This window comes from Paenibacillus sp. FSL R7-0272, from assembly GCF_037969905.1.
Classification (GTDB): domain Bacteria; phylum Bacillota; class Bacilli; order Paenibacillales; family Paenibacillaceae; genus Paenibacillus; species Paenibacillus polysaccharolyticus.
The window spans coordinates 2,251,472-2,272,657 of the sequence record NZ_CP150221.1; the positions used below are offsets into that span (position 1 = coordinate 2,251,472).

Here is a 21,186-nt window from a genome sequence, read left to right on the forward strand (position 1 = left end):
AATCCTCCAATGAATGTAAGCGAGTATTATCCAGCGGCTGGCAGAGTGATTCTGCATGTCGACATGAACGCCTTTTATTGCTCAGTACATGAAGCAGAAGAGCCGGAGTTATATAGAGGAAAAGCGACTGCTGTTGCGGGTAGCAGCGAGTTGCGTAAGGGTGTTATTGTCACTTGTTCTTATACAGCCCGAAGCAGAGGGATTTCAACCGGCATGGTTGTGCAACAGGCGATGAAAAAATGTCCTGATCTGATTGTCATTCGACCGGATTTCCACCTGTATCGTCAATACTCCAGAGCGTTTATGCAGATTGCGTATAGTTATACGCCTTTGCTGGAAGCAACCTCAATTGATGAGTGTTATCTGGATATTACGGGTTCGAAACAATTCGGTACACCTATTGAAATCGCTGAACAGATTCAGCAGAGAATCATGGAGGAACTTGGCCTGCCCTGTTCCATTGGGATTGCGCCGAACAAGCTGCTTGCCAAAATGGCTTCGGATCTGAAAAAACCGAACGGCATATCGATTTTGCGAATGAGGGACGTGCCGCGCATTTTATGGCATAGACCATGTAACGAGATGTTTGGTATCGGGAAAAAGACGGCCGAGAAACTTAAAAAGCTGGGCATTGATACGATTGGCCAACTGGCTAAGTCGGACGAAAAAATGCTGATAGACCTGTTTGGTGTAAATGGAACTTGGCTCAAAAATTCGGCTAATGGCATTCATCACTCGCCTGTCGTTGCGGAGCGGGAAGCGAATAAATCGATTGGGCATACAACAACACTGCCAGCCGATGTCTCTGAAATGGGGGATATCCACCGCGTCTTTCTCAACATCAGTGATCAGGTAGCCCGAAGATTACGCAAACACGAAATGCTCAGTCAAGGCATACAGATCACGATTCGTACACCTGATATGAAAACGATCACGAGGTCCCGCATGATGGATATACCTACAGAGGACGCGGCAGTCATCTATCGTGAGGCCTGTAAGCTTTTTGCAAAACACTGGGGAAATGGAAAACCTGTACGAATGCTTGGCATCACGTTGCAGACATTGATTCCGCGAGAAGAGTCAGCTGTGCAGATGGATTTGTTTGAATATGAACAAAAGCCGAAAAAGGAAAGTTTAATTCGAATTATGGATCAGCTCCGGGATAAATTCGGTGAGAATGCGGTAGTGACTGCAGGTATGCTGGGGGATGACCCTTCCGTATTGCTTCGTAACCACAAAGTAAGGGGGACGTCACTGCAAAAAGATAACTTGCAAAGTTTCGACTAAACAGGGATAATATAAAGTTGTGGTTGTTGCAATTTCATTTGTAATTATTCAAACTTTGGTTTAATATGTTTTTAGATAAAAACACGGTTCGTGGTGAACTCTAGGAGGAGAGATTGTACAATGAGTAAATATACTTGGGTTGAAAAAGACACATGTATTGCATGTGGTGCTTGCGGAGCAACAGCTCCAGATATCTATGATTATGATGATGAAGGTTTGGCAGAAGTGATCTTTGATGGCGATGCTAACAAAGGAATCAAGGCCATCCCTGATGATTTGTTCGATGATATGCAGGATGCATGCGATGGTTGCCCTACAGACTCCATTAAAGTAGCGGACGAGCCTTTTAATAAAGAAGGTTAAGTTTTTTCATTTCATGTACATCAAAGCACATTTTTTGTCGCAGAGACAGGAGGTGTGCTTTTTTATATGTTAAATTCAAATGGTTAGTACCAAGTACTGAAGTCCTATGCATATTTTGACGCTGGATGCCGATATATAACTCTATAAGCTTAAGCCGGAATAGTGGAGGATTAGATGCAAAATACGGATCTAAGGTCATATGTCAAGAAACATCCAGATAATAAAATGGCATGGTATTTGTTAGGCAAAGAGTACCTTGGCGAAGGACAGGAAGGAAAGGCCAATTATTGTTTTCAGCAAGCGGGCGAAGTGTATGAAGCTTTCGAGCGGAGTAAAGCCCCTGCTGACATATGGATGGACTATCAGGATAAGTTAGTAGAGATGTCTGAGCTTAAGGAGAAAAAGAAACGCAGACGCAAAATGTGGCTGACTCTGTTAATGGTACTACTTTTAGCGGGTTTACCGCCTGCAGATGCCCCTGGTGCCCATAAAGGGGCGACGGATGCCCTGTCTGAAGCCCTGGAGTCAGAGGACGACACACCTCCTGCAGAGCTTGCTAAAGAGCAACAAGGAGTGAGTCCAACGTCCACAGAGCAGAGCAATGTGTTCACAGCGGCCGGATTTGGCAATGGAAACGATGGGGGAGATGCTCTTGCTGCTGCCTGGTCTGGATCAGGTGCCGGAATGAATACGACGGCTGTTCTCGGAATGCAGACATCAGAGAAATGGTCTGTCTGGAAGCGGGATATGCCAGTCAAATACATTATGCAGACCAATGAAAAAGGCAAGCTCACGGCCCAGAGTTATGATGCAGAACAATGTAACTGTGAACCGCCTAAAGTATCCTCTAAGATCAAACGTATGGCCTCCGCGTGGACAGCTAAACAGGAGACAGCCGCAGCGTTGTCAAGTGCAATCCTTTCATATCATAAACAACACAAATCCTGGCCAAAGACTGTCACAGCACTGGCCCAGCCGTTTCCTAACAATATTTTGGGAGAAACTTCAGCTGAAATGAGTGAGATGTTTCCACAGCTGTTAGCCACTCATCAATCCAAGGCTCAAGAGGCAAGTTCTAACGGTAACGGGAAACAACAGGCTACCGGGTCATCCAAGACGAAAAAGGCACCGTTTGCTGATACGTTAGGGGGACAGCCTTTTTTTGAAGAGCCGCTTGAGATTGTAATCGACAAGAGTAACCACAGGTTGGCACTCATCAGCGGGGATACGATCATTCGGATGTATGAAGTGGGTCTGGGCGGAGAGCGGACGCCTGAGGGCTCTTATGTCATTACGGATAAAGTGGTTAATCCGAATGGCCACTCTAATGGAGAGTTCGGAACTCGAGGCATGCAGCTCTCGAATACGAATTATGCCATCCACGGGACTAATGAGCCTGATAGCATCGGCCTTGATGAGTCCCTTGGATGTGTGAGGATGAGCAAAGCGGATGTGGAAGAGTTGTTCGCTCTTGCTCCGCAAGGAACTCCGGTGCGCATTGGTAAAGATCTGCTCCCAGAGCTAACATCTGTGCCAAAAGCCGAACAGCGGTATAAGTACAAACTTGTTCCTCAGCAGAACAATCCAAACAAAACATATCACTGGCTAAATTGACCCTGCAGTTCTCTGATATAATTGTAAAGTTCCCTTTAAGCTCAGAGATTACTATATGTAAGTTCGGTTAGTGGATGCTGATTCAACTACATATTGGCAATAATAAGCAAAGCACCAATGATAACGATCAAACCGCCAACGCTGGCTGCTGTCCATATGATGGCTTTGCGATTGACCTCTTCTTTTTTTTGTTGCAATGCAGGTGGTTTACGTTTCTGAGCCATGGCTTTTTTCCTCCTTCATAGGTATCGAAATGGTCTAGAGTAACCATGCTTTCATTGTAAAGAATTCAGCCTGCTATTTCCAGTGGGTAGGTCGATTTCTTATGCTTAGATCATCTGATTTGAAATTTGTTTGTCTATGCGTAAATGACTTTCTTTTTGAAGGAGAAACGGCTAGACTTGTGTGTAGAGTTTTTTTACATATAAGAGACGGAGAGCGGCCATATGGCGTACCGAACCAGAACGGAGTGAGTGATTTGTTATACAAAAGTCTTGCTAAACCTTTATTGTTTAAAATGGACCCTGAACAGGCCCATCATCTGATTATTGGTGGCCTAAGCGGTGTGGGTAGTGTCCGTCCAGTTCCATCCGGACTACGTGTCATGTACGGCGTGCGTGAAACCCCGGATCTGGCGGTGGACATGTTCGGTTGTCATTTTCCTACACCGGTTGGTCTAGCCGCAGGTCTGGATAAAAACGGACAGGCTGTTACCGGCTTCTCTTCGATTGGGTTCGGATTTATGGAGGTTGGAACGGTGACACCGCTCGCACAGTCTGGCAACGATCAACCCCGCCTATTCCGTTTACCGCCAGATGAAGCGCTGGTGAACCGGATGGGCTTCAACAATCTCGGTGCAGAAGCGATGGCAGGAGAACTGGCGCGTCTGCAAGAACGTCGTATCCCTGTAGCGGTCAATATTGGGAAAAATAAAGTCACTCCAAATGAGGAAGCTCATCTGGATTATGCGAAATGTATACAAGCGTTATATACTTATGCCGATTTGTTTGTGGTCAATATCAGTTCACCAAATACACCGGATTTGCGTAATCTGCAACATGGGAATGAATTGAAAGAACTGCTGGCCGCAGTGATGGAAGAGATGAATCGCCAACAGGCTAAGGTTGGTGGAGCAGCCAAATCCGTGCTTGTCAAAATAGCTCCTGACGTGAATGAGCAAGAACTCGAATATATGGTTGGGACGATTGCGGCGAGTGGGGTGTCGGGTATCATTGCGACGAATACAACGATTAGTCGTGAAGGTCTCTCGCATCAGCACGCGAAGGAAACGGGCGGGCTCAGTGGAAAGCCGCTACGTGAACGTTCAACAGAAATCATTCGTCAGGTATACAGACAGACTGAAGGCAAGCTCCCCATCATCGGCTCCGGTGGCATTTTTACCAGTGAGGATGCTTATGAGAAAATTAAAGCCGGAGCAAGCCTGGTAGAAATCTATACTGCGTTAATCTATGAAGGACCAGAAGTAAACCGTAAAATCCATGCTGGATTGCGCGAATTACTGCGTAAGGACGGATATCATCATATTTCAGAGGCGGTTGGTGCAGACCACCGTTAAAGAGCGATATACCCCCAGAACACGGAATAATAGAAGCGTGGGAGAGTGTAGAATGGATCAGGACTCTTCCCCCCGGCAAACATCATGTATAATGGATAAGAACAGGGGATGCTATAGAGACAGGAGGCTTAACGATGGACGGTAGAGACTGGGGTACATTTTTACTTCCTTATGAACAAGCGGTAGAGGAATTGAAGGTCAAATTCAAAACGATGCGGGCCGAATTGAAGAAACGGGAAGAATATGCCCCGATAGAATTCGTTACAGGCCGTGTCAAAAAAATCTCCAGTATTCTGGAAAAATCAAGACGTCTGAATGTGGCACTGGATGATGTGGAGACGGGGATAGAGGATGTTGCGGGTATTCGGATTATGTGTCAATTCGTGGATGATATTAGGCGTGTTGCCGAGTACATCAGAGCACGGAAAGATTTAACCGTATTGATCGAAAAAGATTATATAACCAACTTCAAAGAAAGTGGTTATCGCAGTTTTCATATGATCATTGAGTATCCTGTACAGACGGCCTTGGGGCAGAAAAAAGTGCTTGCCGAAATTCAGATTCGGACACTTGCCATGAATTTTTGGGCAACGATTGAACATTCTTTGAGCTATAAATACCGGGAAAGTCTGCCGGAAGACATGCGAGCGAGACTTAAGAAAACAGCTGAGGCCGCTTTCGTCCTCGATAATGAGATGTCAGCGATCCGGCTGCAGATTCTGGAAGCGCAGAAGGCTTTCGAGGATGATTCCAATATTGTGTCAAGAACGCTCAGTATCATTCAACAGCTGTATTTCTATCATCTGGTTCATGAGGCAATTGAAGCACAGAGACGATTCAATGACTGCTGGGAACGGAATGATATGGAGGGGCTCAAAGTGCTGCTGGATGATGTAAAGGGACTTCTGAACAACGCCAGAAAGGGCGAAAATCCAGATGAGCAGTTATGAACCGCTCTACATTGATTATCTGATTTATTTTAATCGGGATCGGGATTATTTCGAGTGTCATGAGGTGCTTGAAGAATTGTGGTTGGAAAGAGATCGAGACCCGCTATACAAAGGCCTGCTGCAAATCGCGGTGGGACTGTATCACTATAGAAATCGTAATTTTCGCGGTGGACGAATGATGCTGCAAAGTTCTCTCGAACTGCTGAAATCGTATCCTGACAGTATTCTCGGTATCCATCTGGGCGATTTGAAAGCTGACGTTCACAGAATTGTAAACGAGTTACAAGACCATGATTCTGAAAAACTGGAGTATCGTGATCTGTCTATCCTTATTGAGGATAAGGCACTTGTACAGCATATACAGAAAAGGTCGCTGGAGCTGAAACCTAATGTTCCGCAGCGGCGAAGTCCAACCCGGGGACGAATTTACGAAGAGAAAATGAAGGCACTACAGCAGACGGAGTTACATGAGCATGACGAGAACGCTAATCATCAAGCAAATAATTAGGGTCCTACATCCTATGTTTGTATAACAAGACACCCCGACGATTCCTTTACAGGAATGATCGGGGTGTTTTTGGTTTATTGAATTTAATTTTACCAAAGTTCATTGAACTAGCTTTTACTTGGAGTTGCACTGCCTTTATACTTATCAAAAAATTGCTTGTAGTCGTCCAGAGTATAACCGTTGTCGCTTCCGTTCTCTTTCAAACCGCCAACCATGCGGTCTTTCTCAACGCCATCTTGGTAATAAACGAGTGTAGGTGTGAATTCAATGTTGTAATCTGTCCAGCCGGATTCGAACTCGCGCAGGTTAAACTGTGGAAGCTTAATTCCTTCACTGTCTACCAGCGGCATCAATTGTGGTGTCGTTGCACGGCAGTGTGAGCAGTCGGAAGCAAAGAAATAAACAAAGAAGCTATCCTTGTTATCGATTCTAGCTTTCAGATCAGCCGGCAGGATGATTTGTTGATAGTTAGGATCTTTGAGCAACTCTCTTGTAGCCGGATTAAGCTTGGAAGCTGCAATGCCATAAGCGTTTTCTACAGTGTCCATCTGTTTCTTGGATTGTTGGTTCACGAGAACCAGCGCAGCAATCATGACGACTAGTATGCCGAGGAAGATAAGGATTGTAGCGCTTTTCTTTTTCTTCTTGGAATTCATTGTTCATCCCCCATTTTTCATATCGAGATAAAATTTGCAACAAAAATGCAGACTGGGATAATATGCATAAACAACCGAATTTTTGCTGATAAAACAATCTATTAGCATTATACTACATTACACGCTGTAGTGGAATACACATGATAGGATAGGCAAGCAAAATCAGGATATGATAACATAGAGCAATATGTCATTTTAACAGGATAGGATGAGTGGAACTATGGCCGTACAGTTGCCTTTGGACTTCGCAGAGCGAATGAAACGTTTGCTTGGCGATGAATTTGAATCTTTTATACAATCGTATGAACAATCCCCGCATGCCGGGCTCCGCATAAATACGCTTAAAATATCAATGGAACAATTTAAAGAGATTGCCCCGTTTGACTTAAGACCTATTCCCTGGTGCGAAACGGGTTTTTACGTGCCTCATGGGGTGAAGCCTGGTTTGCATCCCTATTACCACGCGGGTCTCTATTATATTCAGGAACCGAGTGCAATGGCTCCCGTGGAGCAACTGAACGTCCAGCCTGGAGATCGCGTACTCGACTTGTGTGCTGCTCCTGGGGGGAAATCAACCCAGATTGCTGCCAAGTTGCAAGGTAAGGGCGTGCTTGTCACGAATGACATTCATTCAGAGCGTACCAAAGCACTTGCCAAAAACGTGGAGCTGTACGGCGTAAGAAATGCCGTTGTGCTGAATGAGTCACCTGAGCGCATCGCGGATGCGTTTCCTCATTATTTTGATAAAGTGTTGATCGATGCACCGTGCTCAGGCGAAGGCATGTTCCGTAAGGATGAAGACATGGTGAAATCCTGGGAACATCATTCTGTGGAGAAGTGTGTGTTGATGCAGCGAGATATTCTCGAAACGGCAGCGCGGTTATTGGCTCCAGGAGGAACGATTGTTTATTCGACCTGTACCTTTGCGCCGGAGGAAAACGAAGCGATGATTGCCGAGTTTTTGAAGTTAAATCGTGATTTTGCTGTAGTTAATATTGCTGATACCGCTGGATTTGCCCCAGGACGTCCGGATTGGGTGCGTGAGATGTTGCCAGATCAGGCGACGGAGACAGAAGAAGTGCTGGATCAAACGCGCGGTACAGCCCGATTGTGGCCTCACTTGTTAGAAGGAGAGGGACATTATGTTGCTGTGATCAAACACTCTGATGAATCTAATCTAGAGTTAGGTAAAGAGTTACATGAAGAAAAACGTGGTGCTGGACAACGTGTGCCTGAGTCCGGATTGTTGCATGAACCGAGTGAGGATCGTTCCTTTTTACGATCGGCTTCGCTTCCTATAACCAAAGCCGATCGTAAAAAGGAACGTTTGTTACGGGTTGAATCTAGAGCAAGCAACGACAAAAGTACACGCGGTGGTAAACACACCGCGAAACCAAGCAAAAAAGGGAAAGAGGCTGGTGGTCGCAAGTCTGAGCGAGGGCAAGGACGAGGTGCGGATTCCAGTTCAGCTGATCCATTAGCGGTCTATGCTCAGTTTGTAAATGAGAATCTGGTTATACCGCTTGAAGGTGAGACGGTATGTTACGGGGATCGTGTATACCAGTCAGCGGTAGGTGCTGCCCGTCTGGAAGGGTTGAAAGTGATTCGCCCCGGATGGTTTATGGGCACGGTTAAAAATGGGAGATTCGTTCCGTCCCATCCCCTTGCGTGCGCTTTGCGTGCATCCGAGGCACATCGAAGTGTGCATCTGTCTTCTGAAGATGGAGAAGCAGTGAGGTACTTGAAAGGGGAAACGCTGAATATAGAGCAAGAACGGCTTAACCTTCTGGAAGGAGCAGCGCCTAAGGGGTATGTGCTCGTATGCGTGGATGGATATGCGGCCGGCTGGGGCAAATGGCTGGATGGTGTATTGAAAAATGAATACCCTGCAGGATGGAGGTGGACATCGGTATGAGTGGGAAAGGCAAACAAACACAGCGATTGGATAAAATTTTGAGTCATATGGGTGTAGGTACACGCAGCGAGCTTAAAAAAATGGTGAAGCAGGGACGTATTCATGTGGATGGCAAAGCGGTAAAGGACAGCGGCATTCAGGTTGATCCGGCAATAAACATCATTGAAGCGGATGGTGAGCGGATTGTTTACCGTGAAATGATCTATCTGATGCTTCACAAACCGCCCGGTGTTGTATCTGCGACGGAAGATGCTCGGGATAAAACGGTGCTGGATCTGTTGCGCAAAGAAGATCGGATCTTTCAACCATTCCCGGTAGGGAGGCTGGACAAAGATACGGAGGGACTTCTTATTTTGACAAATGATGGCCCTCTTGCCCATGATCTGTTATCCCCTCGAAAACATGTACCCAAAACATACGAAGCACGGGTGCTCGGGAAAGTGGATGTGGATGACGTGCAGCGTTTCGCAGCTGGCGTTAGACTCGATGACGGGTATGAGGCCATGCCGGCGGAGCTGACTGTGCTGGGATATGAAGAAACAGATGAAGGCATCGTATCGCTTATTTCGCTTATTATCCATGAGGGGAAGTTTCATCAGGTTAAACGCATGTTCCAGGCTGTGGACAAACGTGTTATCTATTTGAAACGTGTAGCCATGGGAGAACTTAAGCTGGATTCCGATCTAGCAATCGGGAGTTACCGCGAGTTAACTGCAGAAGAGCTGGCTTGTTTGCGAAATAACAATGCAACCAACTAAACACAGATGGGATGAGAAGCATATGACGTACAAATTGATTGCACTGGATGTTGACGGAACTTTATTGAATGATGATCATGAATTGACTGAATGGACACAAGAAACACTGATTCAGGCCTCACGCCAAGGGGCGGAGATTGTGCTTTGTTCAGGCCGAGGCCCGGCCAACACGATTCCTTTTATGAAACAGATGGGTCTGGATGGTTATGTTATCACGCATAATGGTGCGGTTACTGCGCATGTGGAGACACGTGAAGTTATTCATCAGTTTGCTCTGGATACCCAGGGACTTGAACCTATTATGACGTACTGTCGTGAAAATGATGTGCATTTTGACATCAATACCGCCTTTGGTCTATATGTGGATCAACCCGAAGGTTTGGAATTACAGGTAAGGCAGATGTATTATAATTTCCTGGCTGAGCCGCTTAAGCTACCCCGTTGGGCAGATATGACTGAACCTCTGGCGAAGTTTACAGCTTTTGGCCCCATCGAGCAGATGGATATGGTCCAGCGCGAGTGGACGTCCTGGAATCTGCCGTATTACATAACACGTAGCGGTGACTTTTTCATTGATCTGATGCATCCCGAAGCTTCCAAAGGTACGGCGCTTAAAAGGCTGGCAGATTCCAAAGGCATTGTGCCATCCGAGATCATGGCCATTGGTAACTATTTCAATGATATTACGATGCTTACTTTTGCCGGTAAAGGGATTGCGATGGATAACTCTCCAGAAGAGGTGAAGGCCGCATCCGATGAAGTGACCTTGTCTAACAATGATGAAGGGGTTGCGCACGCGATCCACAAGTATATTTTGTCCGTATAAATCTTCCGCTGCTTCCTTACTTGATCTACGAAAAAGTCTCCATCATCGTTCGAAAATGTACAGTGCCTCATAAACTACTGTCTCTAGGGGCATCCTAAGAGAATACGTTAGGAATGAGGAGGACTGTCAATGGTACAGATTGATTTAACGGCGGATCTGCGCACAGCAAGTGGTGAAGTGCAGGATATTATGGTAGATGGCAGATATACAGGCTCGCTTTTACTGATCTACAGAGAAGGGGAGCGTCTGTCAGGCAGCCTTCAACTGGAACAGGAGTCTATAGAAGAGGAAGTAGAGCAGCTAATTATTGATAAGGTACATGCTTATGTTCGTGCGCTTGCAGATGCGGTGGCGGCATCCTACTATGAAGTTTTGGTGAGCTGTGGCACGTTGCATTCCGTCCTGCAACCAGCGGAACGAAGTGAGGAGACGTTATGGTCTTCTCGCGGAACAGTGACTACGGAAGACGACGAACCGAATGACGAAGAGAGCCGTTATGGTGATGATTTTCCAGGCGAGCTGAATATCATTCCCGCATCTCGGGATGAATCGTTTACATATGAAGACCAGGAACATCTGCTGGAAATGGAGATGATCAGCGCCGGTCGTAACTTATCTAGCTATGTATTCAATGATGTTGAAGGGGAAGAGGTAGCAGAGGCTACGCTCAAACAGTATGGAGCCGATGCACAGGGGGAGATTCACTGGTACGAAGAACCTGACGACATGGTACAGGAAGCTGCGGCAGAATTGCTTGTACGGGAACTGGATGAGGAGATCATTGATACGATTACCATTCGGATATGGCATCAGGGGAACGAGTTGCAGACGCTAGAATGGGTGCATCGTGATTTTTCCGAAGAGCTGGAGGAAGATGAAGAGCAAGATAACTCCATTGATGCGACCGGAGATATGATTGAGCCAGAAGAGGCGGAAGAAGCATGTTATGTAATGCTCAGGAACAAGGATCGGGAGTTCAGAATATATGATCTTTTCGTTCAGGAGCGCGGAGGTCTGCCCGTGGGCACAGCGACCATAGATACGTCACATTCCGATTTGACAGGTTATATGGATTACGATGTGCCAGGCACGAGTGTGCAGCGTAAAACGTTGGTAGAAGTGCTAATGAGGGAGCTAAATAAAGAGATTGAATTCGACTCACTACATCTCACGATGCTCTACCGTAATCAGATTATTGACGAAGCCAGAATGGAAGGGTAAGAGGCGGACGCCTTTTATCCTTTTTTTTGAGTATTTTAATTTGATTTTTTGACGAAAAAAACTTTTCTCGGTATATTACGACTAGTTCTTTAATTAATGCAGTTGCGATGGTATCGAATGGGAGCGACTTTTGGATTTGGACGTAGTCCAAACCAAGGGAAGCGAGCAGTCGAAACCGGAGCATATAGGAGGGACATGATGACACACACATTCACCATTCACAGCCAGTACATTAATGATGGCTTTCAAGCTGTTCAAGCACAGCCGGAGGACACGGAAGAGGTGCTCTCATTGCTTGCAGAGACGGCATCCTGGTTGAAAAGTAAAGGCTCTTCCCAATGGAATGCATTGTTACAAGGGGAAGATTCTCATGATACACCTTCGGCCATTCGCCGAGGGGACGTCTTTGTTTTCAAAAAAGAAGCGCAGATTGCTGGAATGGTCATTCTCATGCAGAAGCCAAGTCCATGGGATCTCAAGCTGTGGGGAGATCAGGCCCACGCGGAAGATGGGGCGCTCTATCTACATCGACTTGCCATACGAAGAAAATATGCTCGAACAGGTCTGGGGAAGTCCATATTGGAATGGTCGAGTCGTGGCATACAATTCGCAAATAAGTCTCTCGTACGATTGGATTGCGGGGCTGACAATGTCACGTTAAACACATTTTATGCAGGAAATGGATTCGGCTATGCAGGTAAGCATGATGGGTTCAGCATTTACGAGAAACCGGTTGAATTGTAGCAAGAATTCGTGACGAATTGTTGAGAACATCATGAGGAAGAACCTGGAAGCAGCTAAGCTTGTGCGTCTAGTTTTCTATACTCAGCTTAGTCCTTTGATGAAGAGACAAATGTAAAACATAAGCTTCTGCATGTGGAATTGACTGAATATGTTGTATATAAGACTCAATAATTAAGTTGTCAAAGCGGTGGATGTTCTTGCTTTTCTATGTCATAATAAACATTAATGGTATTCAATAAAATGCATGAAAATACATTTTCGTGTAAAGAACGGAGTTGGAGGCTCAAGAGCCGCTTTACTGAACATATGTTCTAATATATCATAAATGAATGTGGAAAAAGAGAAATGAAGTTGGAAAGGGGGATAATGACGTTGAAATTGCTACAGGCTCTATTCTTTCCTCCGGAGCAGCCCGGAGGTGTATCCTCTATGATTCCTTATATGCAGGAGAGGTTTGCAAGCCCAAGATGGGAGATGGACCTGTTTTCCTTGCCCAAACGTATTCGTAACAAAGGGAGAGAGGAAGTACAGTTTGATACGTTTGACTGGACCCTCTATCAGGATAGTCCTGTGGTACAAAAGTATATTCAGACATATCGTGACTATCTATGGTGGACCAAGCTTCGCATTCAGAAGCCCTATGATCTGATTCATGCGCATCATCCTATTGCAGGGCTTGCCATGAAGTCGGTGTTTCCTGAGGTTCCCCTCATTCAAACCATTCACTCCAGTTATGAGAGAGAGCTTATTTTGAATGGCCGTATAGAGCCTGACGGGCTGGAACATCAATTCCTGCAAGCCATCTATGGAGAGCTTGAGTATCGTGCCGAGCGTCTGCTAACGGTATCTGATTCATTCCGTCGATATTTGAGCCCGTATGTGAAACATCCAGAACGCATCGGCATTATTCCGAATGGTTTTGATGAGAAGCGGTTCAAACCGATTCCCCATGATAATGCGGTCCCGCAACTGGTAACGGTCTGCCGGCTTGTTCCCGCCAAGGGATTAGATATTTTGTTTAAAGCTTGTGCGGAGTTAAAGGATAGGGGACATGATTATGTACTTCATATTATTGGAGATGGACCAATTCGTCCCGATCTGGAAGAGCTCGCACAGCGTCTGGGAATTTATAATGAAACGATTTTTTATGGATATACGCTACATCCTGAAGAGTTTATGCCATTCTTTGATGTGTTTGTACTGCCATCGCGTGCAGAAGCCTTCGGTTCAGTGTTCGCCGAAGCGGCGCTTAGCTGTCTGGCGCTTGTAGGCACCGATGTGGGGGGAATCCCTGAACAGATTGAGGATGGTGTAAATGGACTGCTCGTACCACCTGAAGATCCAACTGCGCTGGCTGATGCCTTGGAAAAGGTCATGCTGGACCCGGCATATCGCTATGAACTGGCTCGTTCCGCTTGTGAAAAAGCCAAAACATTTTACTCGCTGGGAAGATCGGTGAATGATTTGAAAAAAATGTACTTGCAATTTCAGGCGTAAAACTGGGAGAGCAAATATATGAAACAAGCCGCTGTAGTGTGATACAGCGGCCTTTTTGTATATAACGGATTTTACAACAGCCAATCCTCTGGATTGTTTGCTAATTCCTGAACAGCATTCATGAACAATCCGGCATGGTAACCATCACAAACTGAGTGATGAACCTGTAGTGATAATGGTAAAAATATCGAATTACCTTTGTGGATGAATCCCCCTGCCGTAATTATGGGAAGAAGGTAACGGTTATTATTGTTGATATTTAAGTTAAATCCAGTAAAAGATGTCCAAGGAATCATCGAAAGGGAAAACACATTTTCAGGTATAGGTGTCTTGGGAAACAGCTTGCCTGAACGTTTATATTTTTCTACATCGATAATGTAGGCATCTTGAAACGTGTTGAAATCATCGGTAACACGAGTCCAAATGGCAGAGAACGACTCAGATGAGTGATCAAAGATGGTATAGAGCGGTTCTAGCATATCCCAATATCCCAGATCTCCATCCTTGTTGTAACCCGTTCTAAAAGCACGATTTGAGTTAACCACACTTGAAATTAAAAAGATAAATGCAGGATAGAATCGATATTCTTTTTGTTTGATGAGTTGATATACAGCAGTTACATCCATTTCATTGGTTAGGCTGAATGAAGTATTTTGATTCATATAGTGATGGAATGTGTCTGTTCTATTCCAAGTGTTAAAATCAATTTTGTTAAAATTCATTAGATGAGCCTCCTAAATTTTATCTAGAACGAATTTAGGAGGCCAAGTTGTCTGCTTTTTTCATCAGAACCCATCCTTAACTAAGATTTACTTTAAATTGTACCATAACTTTATCCATTTAAACGGCTTCAACCTCATATCTCCATCTTCAATTCATATTATTCCGACCACGAAATGTACCCCAACGATCCCTAATGAGCTTACCCGCCCAAAAGAGTGCCATGCATCCGAAAATGGGATAAAGAACGGATAAAAGGGAGCTGAATCCAAATTGGCTAAACGAGTAACATAGCATCATGATGACTAGTGTAATCAACCGGGGATGAACATCGATATGTTGTCTAAGTTGCAAAGTCATGCCGTAGATGTCGGCAACAAACGTTGTAAATATTTCCATAAAAATCAATGAGACATATACAGATTGCACTATCCATCCCAGTTGAAAAGCGATACTTCCCATAGGGATTTCAAACTGTACGATGCCTGGCATCTGGGCCGACATTGCAAAATGGGCTGCCATCAGCATAAAACCTACGCCAATCCCGCCTAGAATTCCGCCCCATTTTAATGTATTGCGATGACGAATCTGATTGCCTACAGGTACAAGTACCGCTTGAGCGAGCGCAAGGTTAAATGCGGTGTAAAGTAATGGGGAAATCCATACCTGAAACGGATTGCTATCTGTTGTCAGTGTGACAAAACGAAAGACACCCGGATGATGTAGCGTACTGAAAATCATAAGCAGGGACAACAGAAGCATCATGGGCACCACAATACTGTTCATTTGCAGAATAGCTTGCATTCCGCGTCCCAGAAGAAGATATGTACCGATCAAAGTGATGATCAAACCAGTTTGGTAGTGCAAACCCAGATGTTCCATAAAGACAGAACCCGCCCCGGCGAGCATGACGCTGTTTACACCGATCAGAACAATAAGAGTAATCCATGTGATCCATTTGCCAGCTTTGTGACCAAACAGATGTTTGTTAAGATCCTCATAGGAACGCGAACGGGTATCATGAGCAATAAGCATCATTTTGGTTCCGAGCCAGACAAAGAGCATGGTGGACAAAGTGATGGTGATTGTGGCCCACTTGCCATATTGGGTAAAAAACTGCAATATTTCCTGTCCTGTGGCAAAGCCGGCCCCGACAACAGTTCCGATGTATGTGAATGCAATCTGTAGCACCCGGAATACCTGTTTCATGTGTTTCCCCTTTCAGGTCCCGGGATTGTTGGACATGCGGGTACCATAGTACAAGTTATGCTTGACCAATGAAAGTCATGACTGCAGGATCGGATAACGGCTCTGAATGTTCAGGTTCTGTGGACTTAGGGTTGATTTCGCTTGAACTTGTAGCCGGATATATGATACTTTATACCTCATAGGATAGGCTTGGGAGGTCAAATCATGGACGTATTAAAACAACGAATTTTACAAGAGGGTGTCGTCATCTCGGATCAGGTATTGAAACTGGATGGTCTTCTGAACCATCAGATTGATCCTGCATTAACGATGGAGATGGGACGGGAGTTTGCTGCTCGTTTTCGCGAGAGTGGAGTTACTCGGGTGATTACGGTGGAATCATCAGGGATTCCGGTTGCTTTTGCCGCAGCACATGAACTGGGGGTACCTTTGGTATTTGCCCGCCGCAAAAAAACGCTTCTGGCCGATCCTGATGCCTACTGCGAACGTGTACCATCCTTTACGAAAGGAATCGTAACGGATATTATGGTGTCTCGCGAATACATTCACGAAAATGACCGCATTTTGTTCATTGATGACATTATTGCAAACGGAGATGCCGCCCGCGGCGTAATTAAAATTATTGAGCGTTCCGGCGCAGAACTTGTGGGATTTGGTGTTGTGGTGGAGAAGTGCTTCCAGGCTGGTGCTCGCACCATCCGTGAACAAGGGATTCCAGTAGAAGCTCTTGTACGCATTCGTTCACTGAATAATGGCACCGTGCAATTCGACGATAATGAAATGTGACTTTTTGAAGGAAATTGGGCCTAATTTTTGAAGTATGACTTTGCATGGCCTTAGATTTCCTTTATAATGGGGTTATGTTAGGGAGAGGAGGCAACACCATGGGGAACCAACCGGCAACAGAACAATTCTTTATTGATAAGCTGGCGGAATCGAAAGTTCATTTTGAACGTGCCCTGGATTGTAAACATACGGAATTCGATGACCTTTATCCCTATATGATTGAACATCCTCAATTTTTCTGGTACAAACGCTATGTTGCCTGGTCAGAATTACTGACGATTGTAGGCTTGTGTGAAGAGTTGTCCTTCTCTTGGAAAGAACAATTTACACCGCACCAAGTAGAGTACCTTGAAGAACGTGTGATGTCCGCCAAAGTGCTTGATTTTTGGTTCGAGAAGAACGACAGCAAAGAGCACGCGCAGCGGTAACTCTCAGTCGGGACATTTTTTTCGAATGACATGACAGTCCAATACAGTCACGTGAGACCTAAATGACTTTTCATTTAGGTCTCTTTTTGTAAAGAAATTTGAGTATAGGAGTTATGACATGATTAGTGATACAGAATTGGATGCCCTGCGTTTGTCAGGGGAGAAGGTAAGAGTAGTGCGGGATGAACTGGAGTCTAATGATGTAACGGGCATCGTGGTAGCCTGGGATGATGAGCAAGTACTTATTCGCAGGCAAAATCGCCGTGTTGTGAAGCTGGATCGGTCTTACCGTTATCAGCTGTTCAGTGAGCCTCGTCAAAGTGTTTTAAGTGAATAAATGACATGAGTGCTTAGCTTAACGGATTCACGTTACCGGAGCTCCTTCTAAGAGAATGTCTGCTACACTAAATGTTTGGAATTACCATCAGGATCAGGCATATTTGCGACGCACGCGAGAGAAGATAGGTACAGTGGAACAATTCGCTGTATTTACAGCCGAAAGGGTGTGTTGCAAGTCATGACATTGATGAATGATAAAGTTCATGCGTATAAGGATCAGATTGGCGCATTAAGCGACGTTCTCCCGGATGTGGTGAAATCATATCATGAGTTTACGGGAGAGTGCTTCCAGCCGGGTGTGCTTGACGCCAAAACCAAGCAGTTAATTGCGCTAGGTATCGGTTTGTTTGCTAATAACGAAGTGTGCACGTTCTATCATGTGGAGGAAGCCCGGTCCAAGGGAGCGACCGATCAGGAGATCATGGAGACGGTAGCTGTTGCTGGTGCAGTGGGCGGCGGACATGCTCTGTCACAGGGAGCAATGAGGGTGCAGAAGGCGCTCCATTAGTGGATGAAGCAAAAGGTCATACCGCTCTTTTATAGAGCGGTATGACCTTTTTTTAAAGTTCATCATTACTTTCTTTACTGTTTGATTTCTTGTTGTACTTGTCTACATCTGCAAATTGCTCCATGATGGAGTATTTTGCACTATACATTATTCTGGATCTTCCTGTGTCATATTCGATGTTTGAGCGATCATTTTCCCAAAGATAAATAAGGGAGTTAGCAAAGGTTTCGATCTTCGGCTCACCATATTTCTGAGTAAGCTCTGCGAGGATTTCATCGGATTCTTGGCTGCTTAACGTGTCAAAATGATAAAATGCCTGTCGCAGTAAGAAGTCATCCAATGGATATGAACTTGCTGCAGTTTTCATTTCTTCTATTCTCTGATCCATAAGCTTGTAAATTTCTTCTTTCCTTGATTCTGTCGTTTCTGGATTTTCCAATTCCTTAAGCAATGTATTACTTTCGTTCATTAGATCCTGGCGGCTTGTATTATCTAAAAGATCAATAAAAACGTATGTAGCGTCAGCTTTTTTACCAAGAACAATTAGATTAGAGTATGTAATGCTTTTTTCATGTTCATAAAAGTTGTCCTCTTCATAAGTAGCGTTCCCATTCTTTTTTTCAGTTGAAATGACCTTGTCGATCTTGGTGCCCCAAGAAAAATCTCGAAAATCGTTTGCATTCCCGTTACTGCAACCTAGGATTGTGAATACTAAAGCAGCAAAACTTAAAACGAACATCATCTTCTTCATTTTTTGTCTGTTCTCCTTTCATGTCCTTAAATATTTTACAGGATTTGAGGGAAGCAATTGAAGACAAAAAATGGATATAAAAAAGAAGCACCTTTGTGGCTGCTTCTTTCTTTAACATGTAGCATTAAAGTTTACCCAACATTTTGTTGTACATAAATTGACCTGTCACCCGTCTTGCGGTTACATAACGATCATTGAAATACGGATTGGACAACTTGGTGATGCTGACACCTTTGCTGCTGGAGGCATGTGCGAATTGACCTCCACCGATGTATACTCCTGTATGTGAGATGCCTCTACCTGTTGTGTTGAAGAAGACCAGATCTCCTGTACGAATGCTTGCTTTGGAGACAGGTGTTCCGGCTTTCGCTTGTTGTTGCGACGTGCGAGGGAGCTCAATGCTATATTTGTTGAAAAGATATCTCATAAACCCGGAACAATCGAAGCCGGCCATGGTTGTGCCGCCCCATTTGTACGGGATGCCTGTCATATTGTTAACCATCGTATTAATTGTGCTTGCCTCTGTGCTTGTTGCCCCGGATGTAAATAGTACAGCAGCCCCAAAAATGGAAATAATCAGTTTTTTCAAAATCAATGTTCTCCCTTCGATGCCTACGGAGTTAGCTAAGGGTTCGGTAGAAGGTTCCCTATATTTCCTATGTATAAGAATAATTCACCCAAAATGGTTCCCCCGTTTTCAATCCTGAAACTCGGCAAATGAATAATTAAGTTTTTGTAACTATTTGAAACTATATTGCATAAATGCGTAATTGTCAAACCTGTTTAAAGGTGTTCATTTAGCCTCAATGTTAGCGGAATTATCGATTTTAGTTATCATTTTGTTGAAATTAGGGAGTTAAAGATTACAAAAAAGTCATTTGTGTTTCATATGAGAGAACTTGGATAATAAACAAGATTGTTATGAGCTAAAAAGGAAACCATTCTGTTTAACAAATTTTTTTGGTTTGTTGCATATATTGACAAAAATATATTTATTGCATATTATAACCATATTAAATACATAATTTGTATTTAAATTGTTTTCATTGGAATATATGTGATATAAGTAATCAAATTTGTAAATGGGGAGAGTGTTGTCGAGTGAAAGCAAAAAAATTAGTAACATTTGTACTGGCGTGTTCTATGGTATTCTCCGTAGCGGGAATGGCTATCCTTCCTGTACCGACCGTATCGGCTGCTGATGCTTCCGGTACAACGGCGAGTATGTCTGATATCTTAAAGAATCAGCGCCCCGATGGAGGCTGGAGAAAAGATTACAGTCAGACGTCAGGTGAATGGGCCAAATCAACGATCGATAACAAAGCTACATACTCAGAAATCAGAAGGCTAGCAAGTGAATTCAAAAAAACAAATGATCCGCGATACTCTGCTGCAGCGGTCAAGGGCATCAACTTTTTGCTTAATATGCAGTACTCCAATGGGGGTTGGCCTCAAGTCTATCAAAGTTCCGGCTATCATAAACATATTACCTATAATGATGATGCGATGATTAATGTGCTGTACATGCTTGATGAAGTCGCAGGACGTAAGGGGAACTTCTCCTTTATCGACAGTTCTCTTGCAAATCGTAGTAAAAATGCAGTTTCCAAAGGAGTCGATGCTATCCTGAATACCCAGGTGGTATCGGGTGGGAAGTTAACGGCTTGGGGACAACAGCATGATTCCAGTTCACTTAGACCTGCGGGAGCCAGAATCTATGAAGTGCCTTCATTAACTGCAGGTGAAAGCGTAAACATTGTGAAGTTTCTGAAAACGAGACCGGCTAATTCAAGAATTACTGCATCTATCAAAGGTGCCGAAGCCTGGTTTAATAAAGTGAAAATTACAGGATATCGGTATGAGAGAGCGAATGGGGATAGCCGAATTATTGCTGATTCCAGTGCATCACCGATTTGGGCACGTTTCTATGAACTCGGTACGGACAAACCGATCTTTGTGGGACGTGATGGCGTTGTGAAATATAAGCTGAGCGATATAGAAAAGGAAAGAAGAGGCGGTTATGCATGGTACGGCAACTGGCCGTCCAAGCTGTAGAAAATGGTTTATTTAACCGAATTTTCTAATAAGTCCACTACTTACGGATATATAAGTTTAATTTGAAGCAGGCCTGATAAGTGCGAATCGGATACATATCTGTTTCGCACTTATTTGGTGATGAATAGATGTGTTGACATGTTAAACTACGCGTGGTATATTATTTCTTGTCGCCGATAATGATTGGAAAGACACAATATATGCGGTCGTGGCGGAATTGGCAGACGCGCACGGTTCAGGTCCGTGTGGGCTAACCCCCCGTGGAGGTTCGAGTCCTCTCGACCGCATTAGATAGAAAAAGACCTCTTAGCAATAGCCTAAGGGGTCTTTTTCTATCTAATGATATAAAGAACAATCAACAGTCTTTAATTACAGTATTGTCTCAAAATAGACGAGTAGAGCAACTTAGGTCTATTCCATATGGGAGCTTGGCTACTTTTTGCCCAGCTAAAAAAGAAAAAGGTTTAGAATCAGA

Annotated in this window: 23 protein-coding genes, 1 tRNA gene and 1 riboswitch; of the genes, 18 read left to right on the forward strand and 6 right to left on the reverse strand. The window is 44.4% G+C overall.

Translation table 11 applies throughout. From position 1 onward, the window contains the following. The first annotated feature begins 9 nt into the window (after positions 1-9). From MKY23_RS10035 to MKY23_RS10045, 3 genes are all read left to right on the forward strand, one after another. Positions 10-1,287, forward strand: coding sequence for a DNA polymerase IV (locus MKY23_RS10035; protein ID WP_090924760.1), 1,278 nt, complete (start codon positions 10-12; stop codon positions 1,285-1,287). Between the two features lie 120 nt (positions 1,288-1,407). Next, on the forward strand, positions 1,408-1,650 hold the full coding sequence (locus MKY23_RS10040) for a ferredoxin (protein ID WP_090924741.1): 243 nt from the start codon (positions 1,408-1,410) through the stop codon (positions 1,648-1,650). A gap of 225 nt (positions 1,651-1,875) precedes the next feature. Then, a complete protein-coding gene (locus tag MKY23_RS10045; RefSeq protein WP_339837639.1) occupies positions 1,876-3,264 on the forward strand; it encodes a L,D-transpeptidase in 1,389 nt (462 codons plus the stop codon). Positions 3,265-3,350: 86 nt separating this feature from the next. On the opposite strand, the gene MKY23_RS10050 is transcribed toward MKY23_RS10045, so the two are convergent. Further along, positions 3,351-3,488 (reverse strand): hypothetical protein, encoded by a 138-nt coding sequence (locus MKY23_RS10050; protein WP_167375854.1) that lies wholly within the window; start codon positions 3,486-3,488, stop codon positions 3,351-3,353. A gap of 254 nt (positions 3,489-3,742) precedes the next feature. On the opposite strand from MKY23_RS10050, the gene MKY23_RS10055 reads away from it, so the two are divergent. From MKY23_RS10055 to MKY23_RS10065, 3 genes are all read left to right on the forward strand, one after another. Further along, the gene (locus MKY23_RS10055) at positions 3,743-4,840 is read left to right on the forward strand and encodes a quinone-dependent dihydroorotate dehydrogenase (protein ID WP_154886558.1); all 1,098 of its coding nucleotides are present in this window, start codon (positions 3,743-3,745) and stop codon (positions 4,838-4,840) included. A 134-nt stretch (positions 4,841-4,974) separates the two neighbouring features. Then, positions 4,975-5,790 (forward strand): GTP pyrophosphokinase family protein, encoded by an 816-nt coding sequence (locus tag MKY23_RS10060; RefSeq protein WP_339837642.1) that lies wholly within the window; start codon positions 4,975-4,977, stop codon positions 5,788-5,790. After that, on the forward strand, positions 5,777-6,298 hold the full coding sequence (locus MKY23_RS10065) for a DUF309 domain-containing protein (RefSeq protein WP_154983998.1): 522 nt from the start codon (positions 5,777-5,779) through the stop codon (positions 6,296-6,298). Before MKY23_RS10060 ends, MKY23_RS10065 begins: the two co-directional genes overlap by 14 nt. A 107-nt stretch (positions 6,299-6,405) precedes the next feature. Here MKY23_RS10065 and MKY23_RS10070 read toward each other — a convergent pair whose 3' ends face one another. Further along, a complete protein-coding gene (locus MKY23_RS10070) occupies positions 6,406-6,954 on the reverse strand; it encodes a thioredoxin family protein (protein ID WP_145412612.1) in 549 nt (182 codons plus the stop codon). 220 nt (positions 6,955-7,174) lie between these two features. On the opposite strand from MKY23_RS10070, the gene MKY23_RS10075 reads away from it, so the two are divergent. From MKY23_RS10075 to MKY23_RS10100, 6 genes are all read left to right on the forward strand, one after another. Then, the gene (locus MKY23_RS10075) at positions 7,175-8,869 is read left to right on the forward strand and encodes an RsmB/NOP family class I SAM-dependent RNA methyltransferase (protein WP_339837649.1); all 1,695 of its coding nucleotides are present in this window, start codon (positions 7,175-7,177) and stop codon (positions 8,867-8,869) included. After that, a complete protein-coding gene (locus MKY23_RS10080) occupies positions 8,866-9,627 on the forward strand; it encodes a pseudouridine synthase (protein ID WP_339837651.1) in 762 nt (253 codons plus the stop codon). The genes MKY23_RS10075 and MKY23_RS10080 overlap by 4 nt, the downstream gene beginning before the upstream one ends. A 22-nt stretch (positions 9,628-9,649) precedes the next feature. Beyond that, on the forward strand, positions 9,650-10,453 hold the full coding sequence (locus MKY23_RS10085; RefSeq protein ID WP_339837654.1) for a Cof-type HAD-IIB family hydrolase: 804 nt from the start codon (positions 9,650-9,652) through the stop codon (positions 10,451-10,453). Between the two features lie 129 nt (positions 10,454-10,582). Beyond that, a complete protein-coding gene (locus MKY23_RS10090; RefSeq protein ID WP_339837658.1) occupies positions 10,583-11,674 on the forward strand; it encodes a hypothetical protein in 1,092 nt (363 codons plus the stop codon). A 195-nt stretch (positions 11,675-11,869) separates the two neighbouring features. Next, positions 11,870-12,418 carry a GNAT family N-acetyltransferase gene (locus tag MKY23_RS10095; protein WP_339837661.1) on the forward strand — a complete coding sequence of 183 codons (549 nt, stop codon included), beginning with the start codon at positions 11,870-11,872 and terminating at the stop codon, positions 12,416-12,418. 372 nt (positions 12,419-12,790) lie between these two features. Continuing rightward, a complete protein-coding gene (locus tag MKY23_RS10100) occupies positions 12,791-13,915 on the forward strand; it encodes a glycosyltransferase family 4 protein (RefSeq protein ID WP_339837664.1) in 1,125 nt (374 codons plus the stop codon). Positions 13,916-13,986: 71 nt separating this feature from the next. Here MKY23_RS10100 and catA read toward each other — a convergent pair whose 3' ends face one another. After that, on the reverse strand, positions 13,987-14,637 hold the full coding sequence (gene catA, locus MKY23_RS10105) for a type A chloramphenicol O-acetyltransferase (protein ID WP_339837667.1): 651 nt from the start codon (positions 14,635-14,637) through the stop codon (positions 13,987-13,989). A 148-nt stretch (positions 14,638-14,785) separates the two neighbouring features. Further along, positions 14,786-15,844 carry a hypothetical protein gene (locus MKY23_RS10110; RefSeq protein ID WP_339837670.1) on the reverse strand — a complete coding sequence of 353 codons (1,059 nt, stop codon included), beginning with the start codon at positions 15,842-15,844 and terminating at the stop codon, positions 14,786-14,788. Between the two features lie 204 nt (positions 15,845-16,048). Here MKY23_RS10110 and MKY23_RS10115 point away from each other — a divergent pair, with 204 nt between their 5' ends. The 4 genes from MKY23_RS10115 to MKY23_RS10130 all read left to right on the forward strand — a co-directional run bounded on the left by MKY23_RS10115 (position 16,049) and on the right by MKY23_RS10130 (position 17,905). After that, positions 16,049-16,630 (forward strand): xanthine phosphoribosyltransferase, encoded by a 582-nt coding sequence (locus MKY23_RS10115; RefSeq protein WP_251502829.1) that lies wholly within the window; start codon positions 16,049-16,051, stop codon positions 16,628-16,630. Positions 16,631-16,728: 98 nt separating this feature from the next. Continuing rightward, positions 16,729-17,058: a hypothetical protein gene (locus tag MKY23_RS10120; RefSeq protein WP_024629266.1), complete on the forward strand. Its 330-nt coding sequence runs from the start codon at positions 16,729-16,731 to the stop codon at positions 17,056-17,058. Between the two features lie 118 nt (positions 17,059-17,176). Further along, positions 17,177-17,395, forward strand: coding sequence for a hypothetical protein (locus MKY23_RS10125; RefSeq protein ID WP_090924754.1), 219 nt, complete (start codon positions 17,177-17,179; stop codon positions 17,393-17,395). Between the two features lie 180 nt (positions 17,396-17,575). Continuing rightward, on the forward strand, positions 17,576-17,905 hold the full coding sequence (locus MKY23_RS10130) for a carboxymuconolactone decarboxylase family protein (protein WP_090924755.1): 330 nt from the start codon (positions 17,576-17,578) through the stop codon (positions 17,903-17,905). A 52-nt stretch (positions 17,906-17,957) separates the two neighbouring features. On the opposite strand, the gene MKY23_RS10135 is transcribed toward MKY23_RS10130, so the two are convergent. Both MKY23_RS10135 and MKY23_RS10140 read right to left on the reverse strand, forming a co-directional pair. Then, positions 17,958-18,656, reverse strand: a complete 699-nt coding sequence (locus tag MKY23_RS10135) for a hypothetical protein (RefSeq protein ID WP_339837674.1) — start codon at positions 18,654-18,656, stop codon at positions 17,958-17,960. 124 nt (positions 18,657-18,780) lie between these two features. Then, positions 18,781-19,245: a C40 family peptidase gene (locus tag MKY23_RS10140; protein ID WP_090924366.1), complete on the reverse strand. Its 465-nt coding sequence runs from the start codon at positions 19,243-19,245 to the stop codon at positions 18,781-18,783. Between the two features lie 5 nt (positions 19,246-19,250). Further along, positions 19,251-19,382, reverse strand: a riboswitch (cyclic di-AMP (ydaO/yuaA leader). 375 nt (positions 19,383-19,757) lie between these two features. Between MKY23_RS10140 and pelA the strand changes: the two genes are divergently transcribed. Together pelA and MKY23_RS10150 are read left to right on the forward strand one after the other, a co-directional pair. After that, positions 19,758-20,711, forward strand: coding sequence for a pectate lyase (pelA, locus tag MKY23_RS10145; RefSeq protein WP_339837677.1), 954 nt, complete (start codon positions 19,758-19,760; stop codon positions 20,709-20,711). Positions 20,712-20,913: 202 nt separating this feature from the next. Further along, positions 20,914-20,998, forward strand: a tRNA-Leu gene (locus MKY23_RS10150). The last annotated feature ends 188 nt before the right edge of the window (positions 20,999-21,186 follow it).

What these genes read in the sequence shown, in the direction of transcription:
- MKY23_RS10060 (WP_339837642.1), top strand. Translation starts at nt 4,975, where the DNA reads ATGGACGGTAGAGACTGGGGTACATTTTTACTTCCTTATGAACAAGCG.
- MKY23_RS10090 (WP_339837658.1), top strand. Translation starts at nt 10,583, where the DNA reads ATGGTACAGATTGATTTAACGGCGGATCTGCGCACAGCAAGTGGTGAA.
- MKY23_RS10040 (WP_090924741.1), top strand. Translation starts at nt 1,408, where the DNA reads ATGAGTAAATATACTTGGGTTGAAAAAGACACATGTATTGCATGTGGT.
- MKY23_RS10085 (WP_339837654.1), top strand. Translation starts at nt 9,650, where the DNA reads ATGACGTACAAATTGATTGCACTGGATGTTGACGGAACTTTATTGAAT.
- MKY23_RS10125 (WP_090924754.1), top strand. Translation starts at nt 17,177, where the DNA reads ATGATTAGTGATACAGAATTGGATGCCCTGCGTTTGTCAGGGGAGAAG.
- catA (WP_339837667.1), bottom strand. Translation starts at nt 14,637, where the DNA reads ATGAATTTTAACAAAATTGATTTTAACACTTGGAATAGAACAGACACA.
- MKY23_RS10075 (WP_339837649.1), top strand. Translation starts at nt 7,175, where the DNA reads ATGGCCGTACAGTTGCCTTTGGACTTCGCAGAGCGAATGAAACGTTTG.
- MKY23_RS10115 (WP_251502829.1), top strand. Translation starts at nt 16,049, where the DNA reads ATGGACGTATTAAAACAACGAATTTTACAAGAGGGTGTCGTCATCTCG.
- MKY23_RS10110 (WP_339837670.1), bottom strand. Translation starts at nt 15,844, where the DNA reads ATGAAACAGGTATTCCGGGTGCTACAGATTGCATTCACATACATCGGA.
- MKY23_RS10095 (WP_339837661.1), top strand. Translation starts at nt 11,870, where the DNA reads ATGATGACACACACATTCACCATTCACAGCCAGTACATTAATGATGGC.
- MKY23_RS10035 (WP_090924760.1), top strand. Translation starts at nt 10, where the DNA reads ATGAATGTAAGCGAGTATTATCCAGCGGCTGGCAGAGTGATTCTGCAT.
- MKY23_RS10135 (WP_339837674.1), bottom strand. Translation starts at nt 18,656, where the DNA reads ATGAAGAAGATGATGTTCGTTTTAAGTTTTGCTGCTTTAGTATTCACA.
- MKY23_RS10050 (WP_167375854.1), bottom strand. Translation starts at nt 3,488, where the DNA reads ATGGCTCAGAAACGTAAACCACCTGCATTGCAACAAAAAAAAGAAGAG.
- MKY23_RS10065 (WP_154983998.1), top strand. Translation starts at nt 5,777, where the DNA reads ATGAGCAGTTATGAACCGCTCTACATTGATTATCTGATTTATTTTAAT.
- MKY23_RS10130 (WP_090924755.1), top strand. Translation starts at nt 17,576, where the DNA reads ATGACATTGATGAATGATAAAGTTCATGCGTATAAGGATCAGATTGGC.
- MKY23_RS10080 (WP_339837651.1), top strand. Translation starts at nt 8,866, where the DNA reads ATGAGTGGGAAAGGCAAACAAACACAGCGATTGGATAAAATTTTGAGT.
- MKY23_RS10120 (WP_024629266.1), top strand. Translation starts at nt 16,729, where the DNA reads ATGGGGAACCAACCGGCAACAGAACAATTCTTTATTGATAAGCTGGCG.
- MKY23_RS10045 (WP_339837639.1), top strand. Translation starts at nt 1,876, where the DNA reads ATGGCATGGTATTTGTTAGGCAAAGAGTACCTTGGCGAAGGACAGGAA.
- MKY23_RS10070 (WP_145412612.1), bottom strand. Translation starts at nt 6,954, where the DNA reads ATGAATTCCAAGAAGAAAAAGAAAAGCGCTACAATCCTTATCTTCCTC.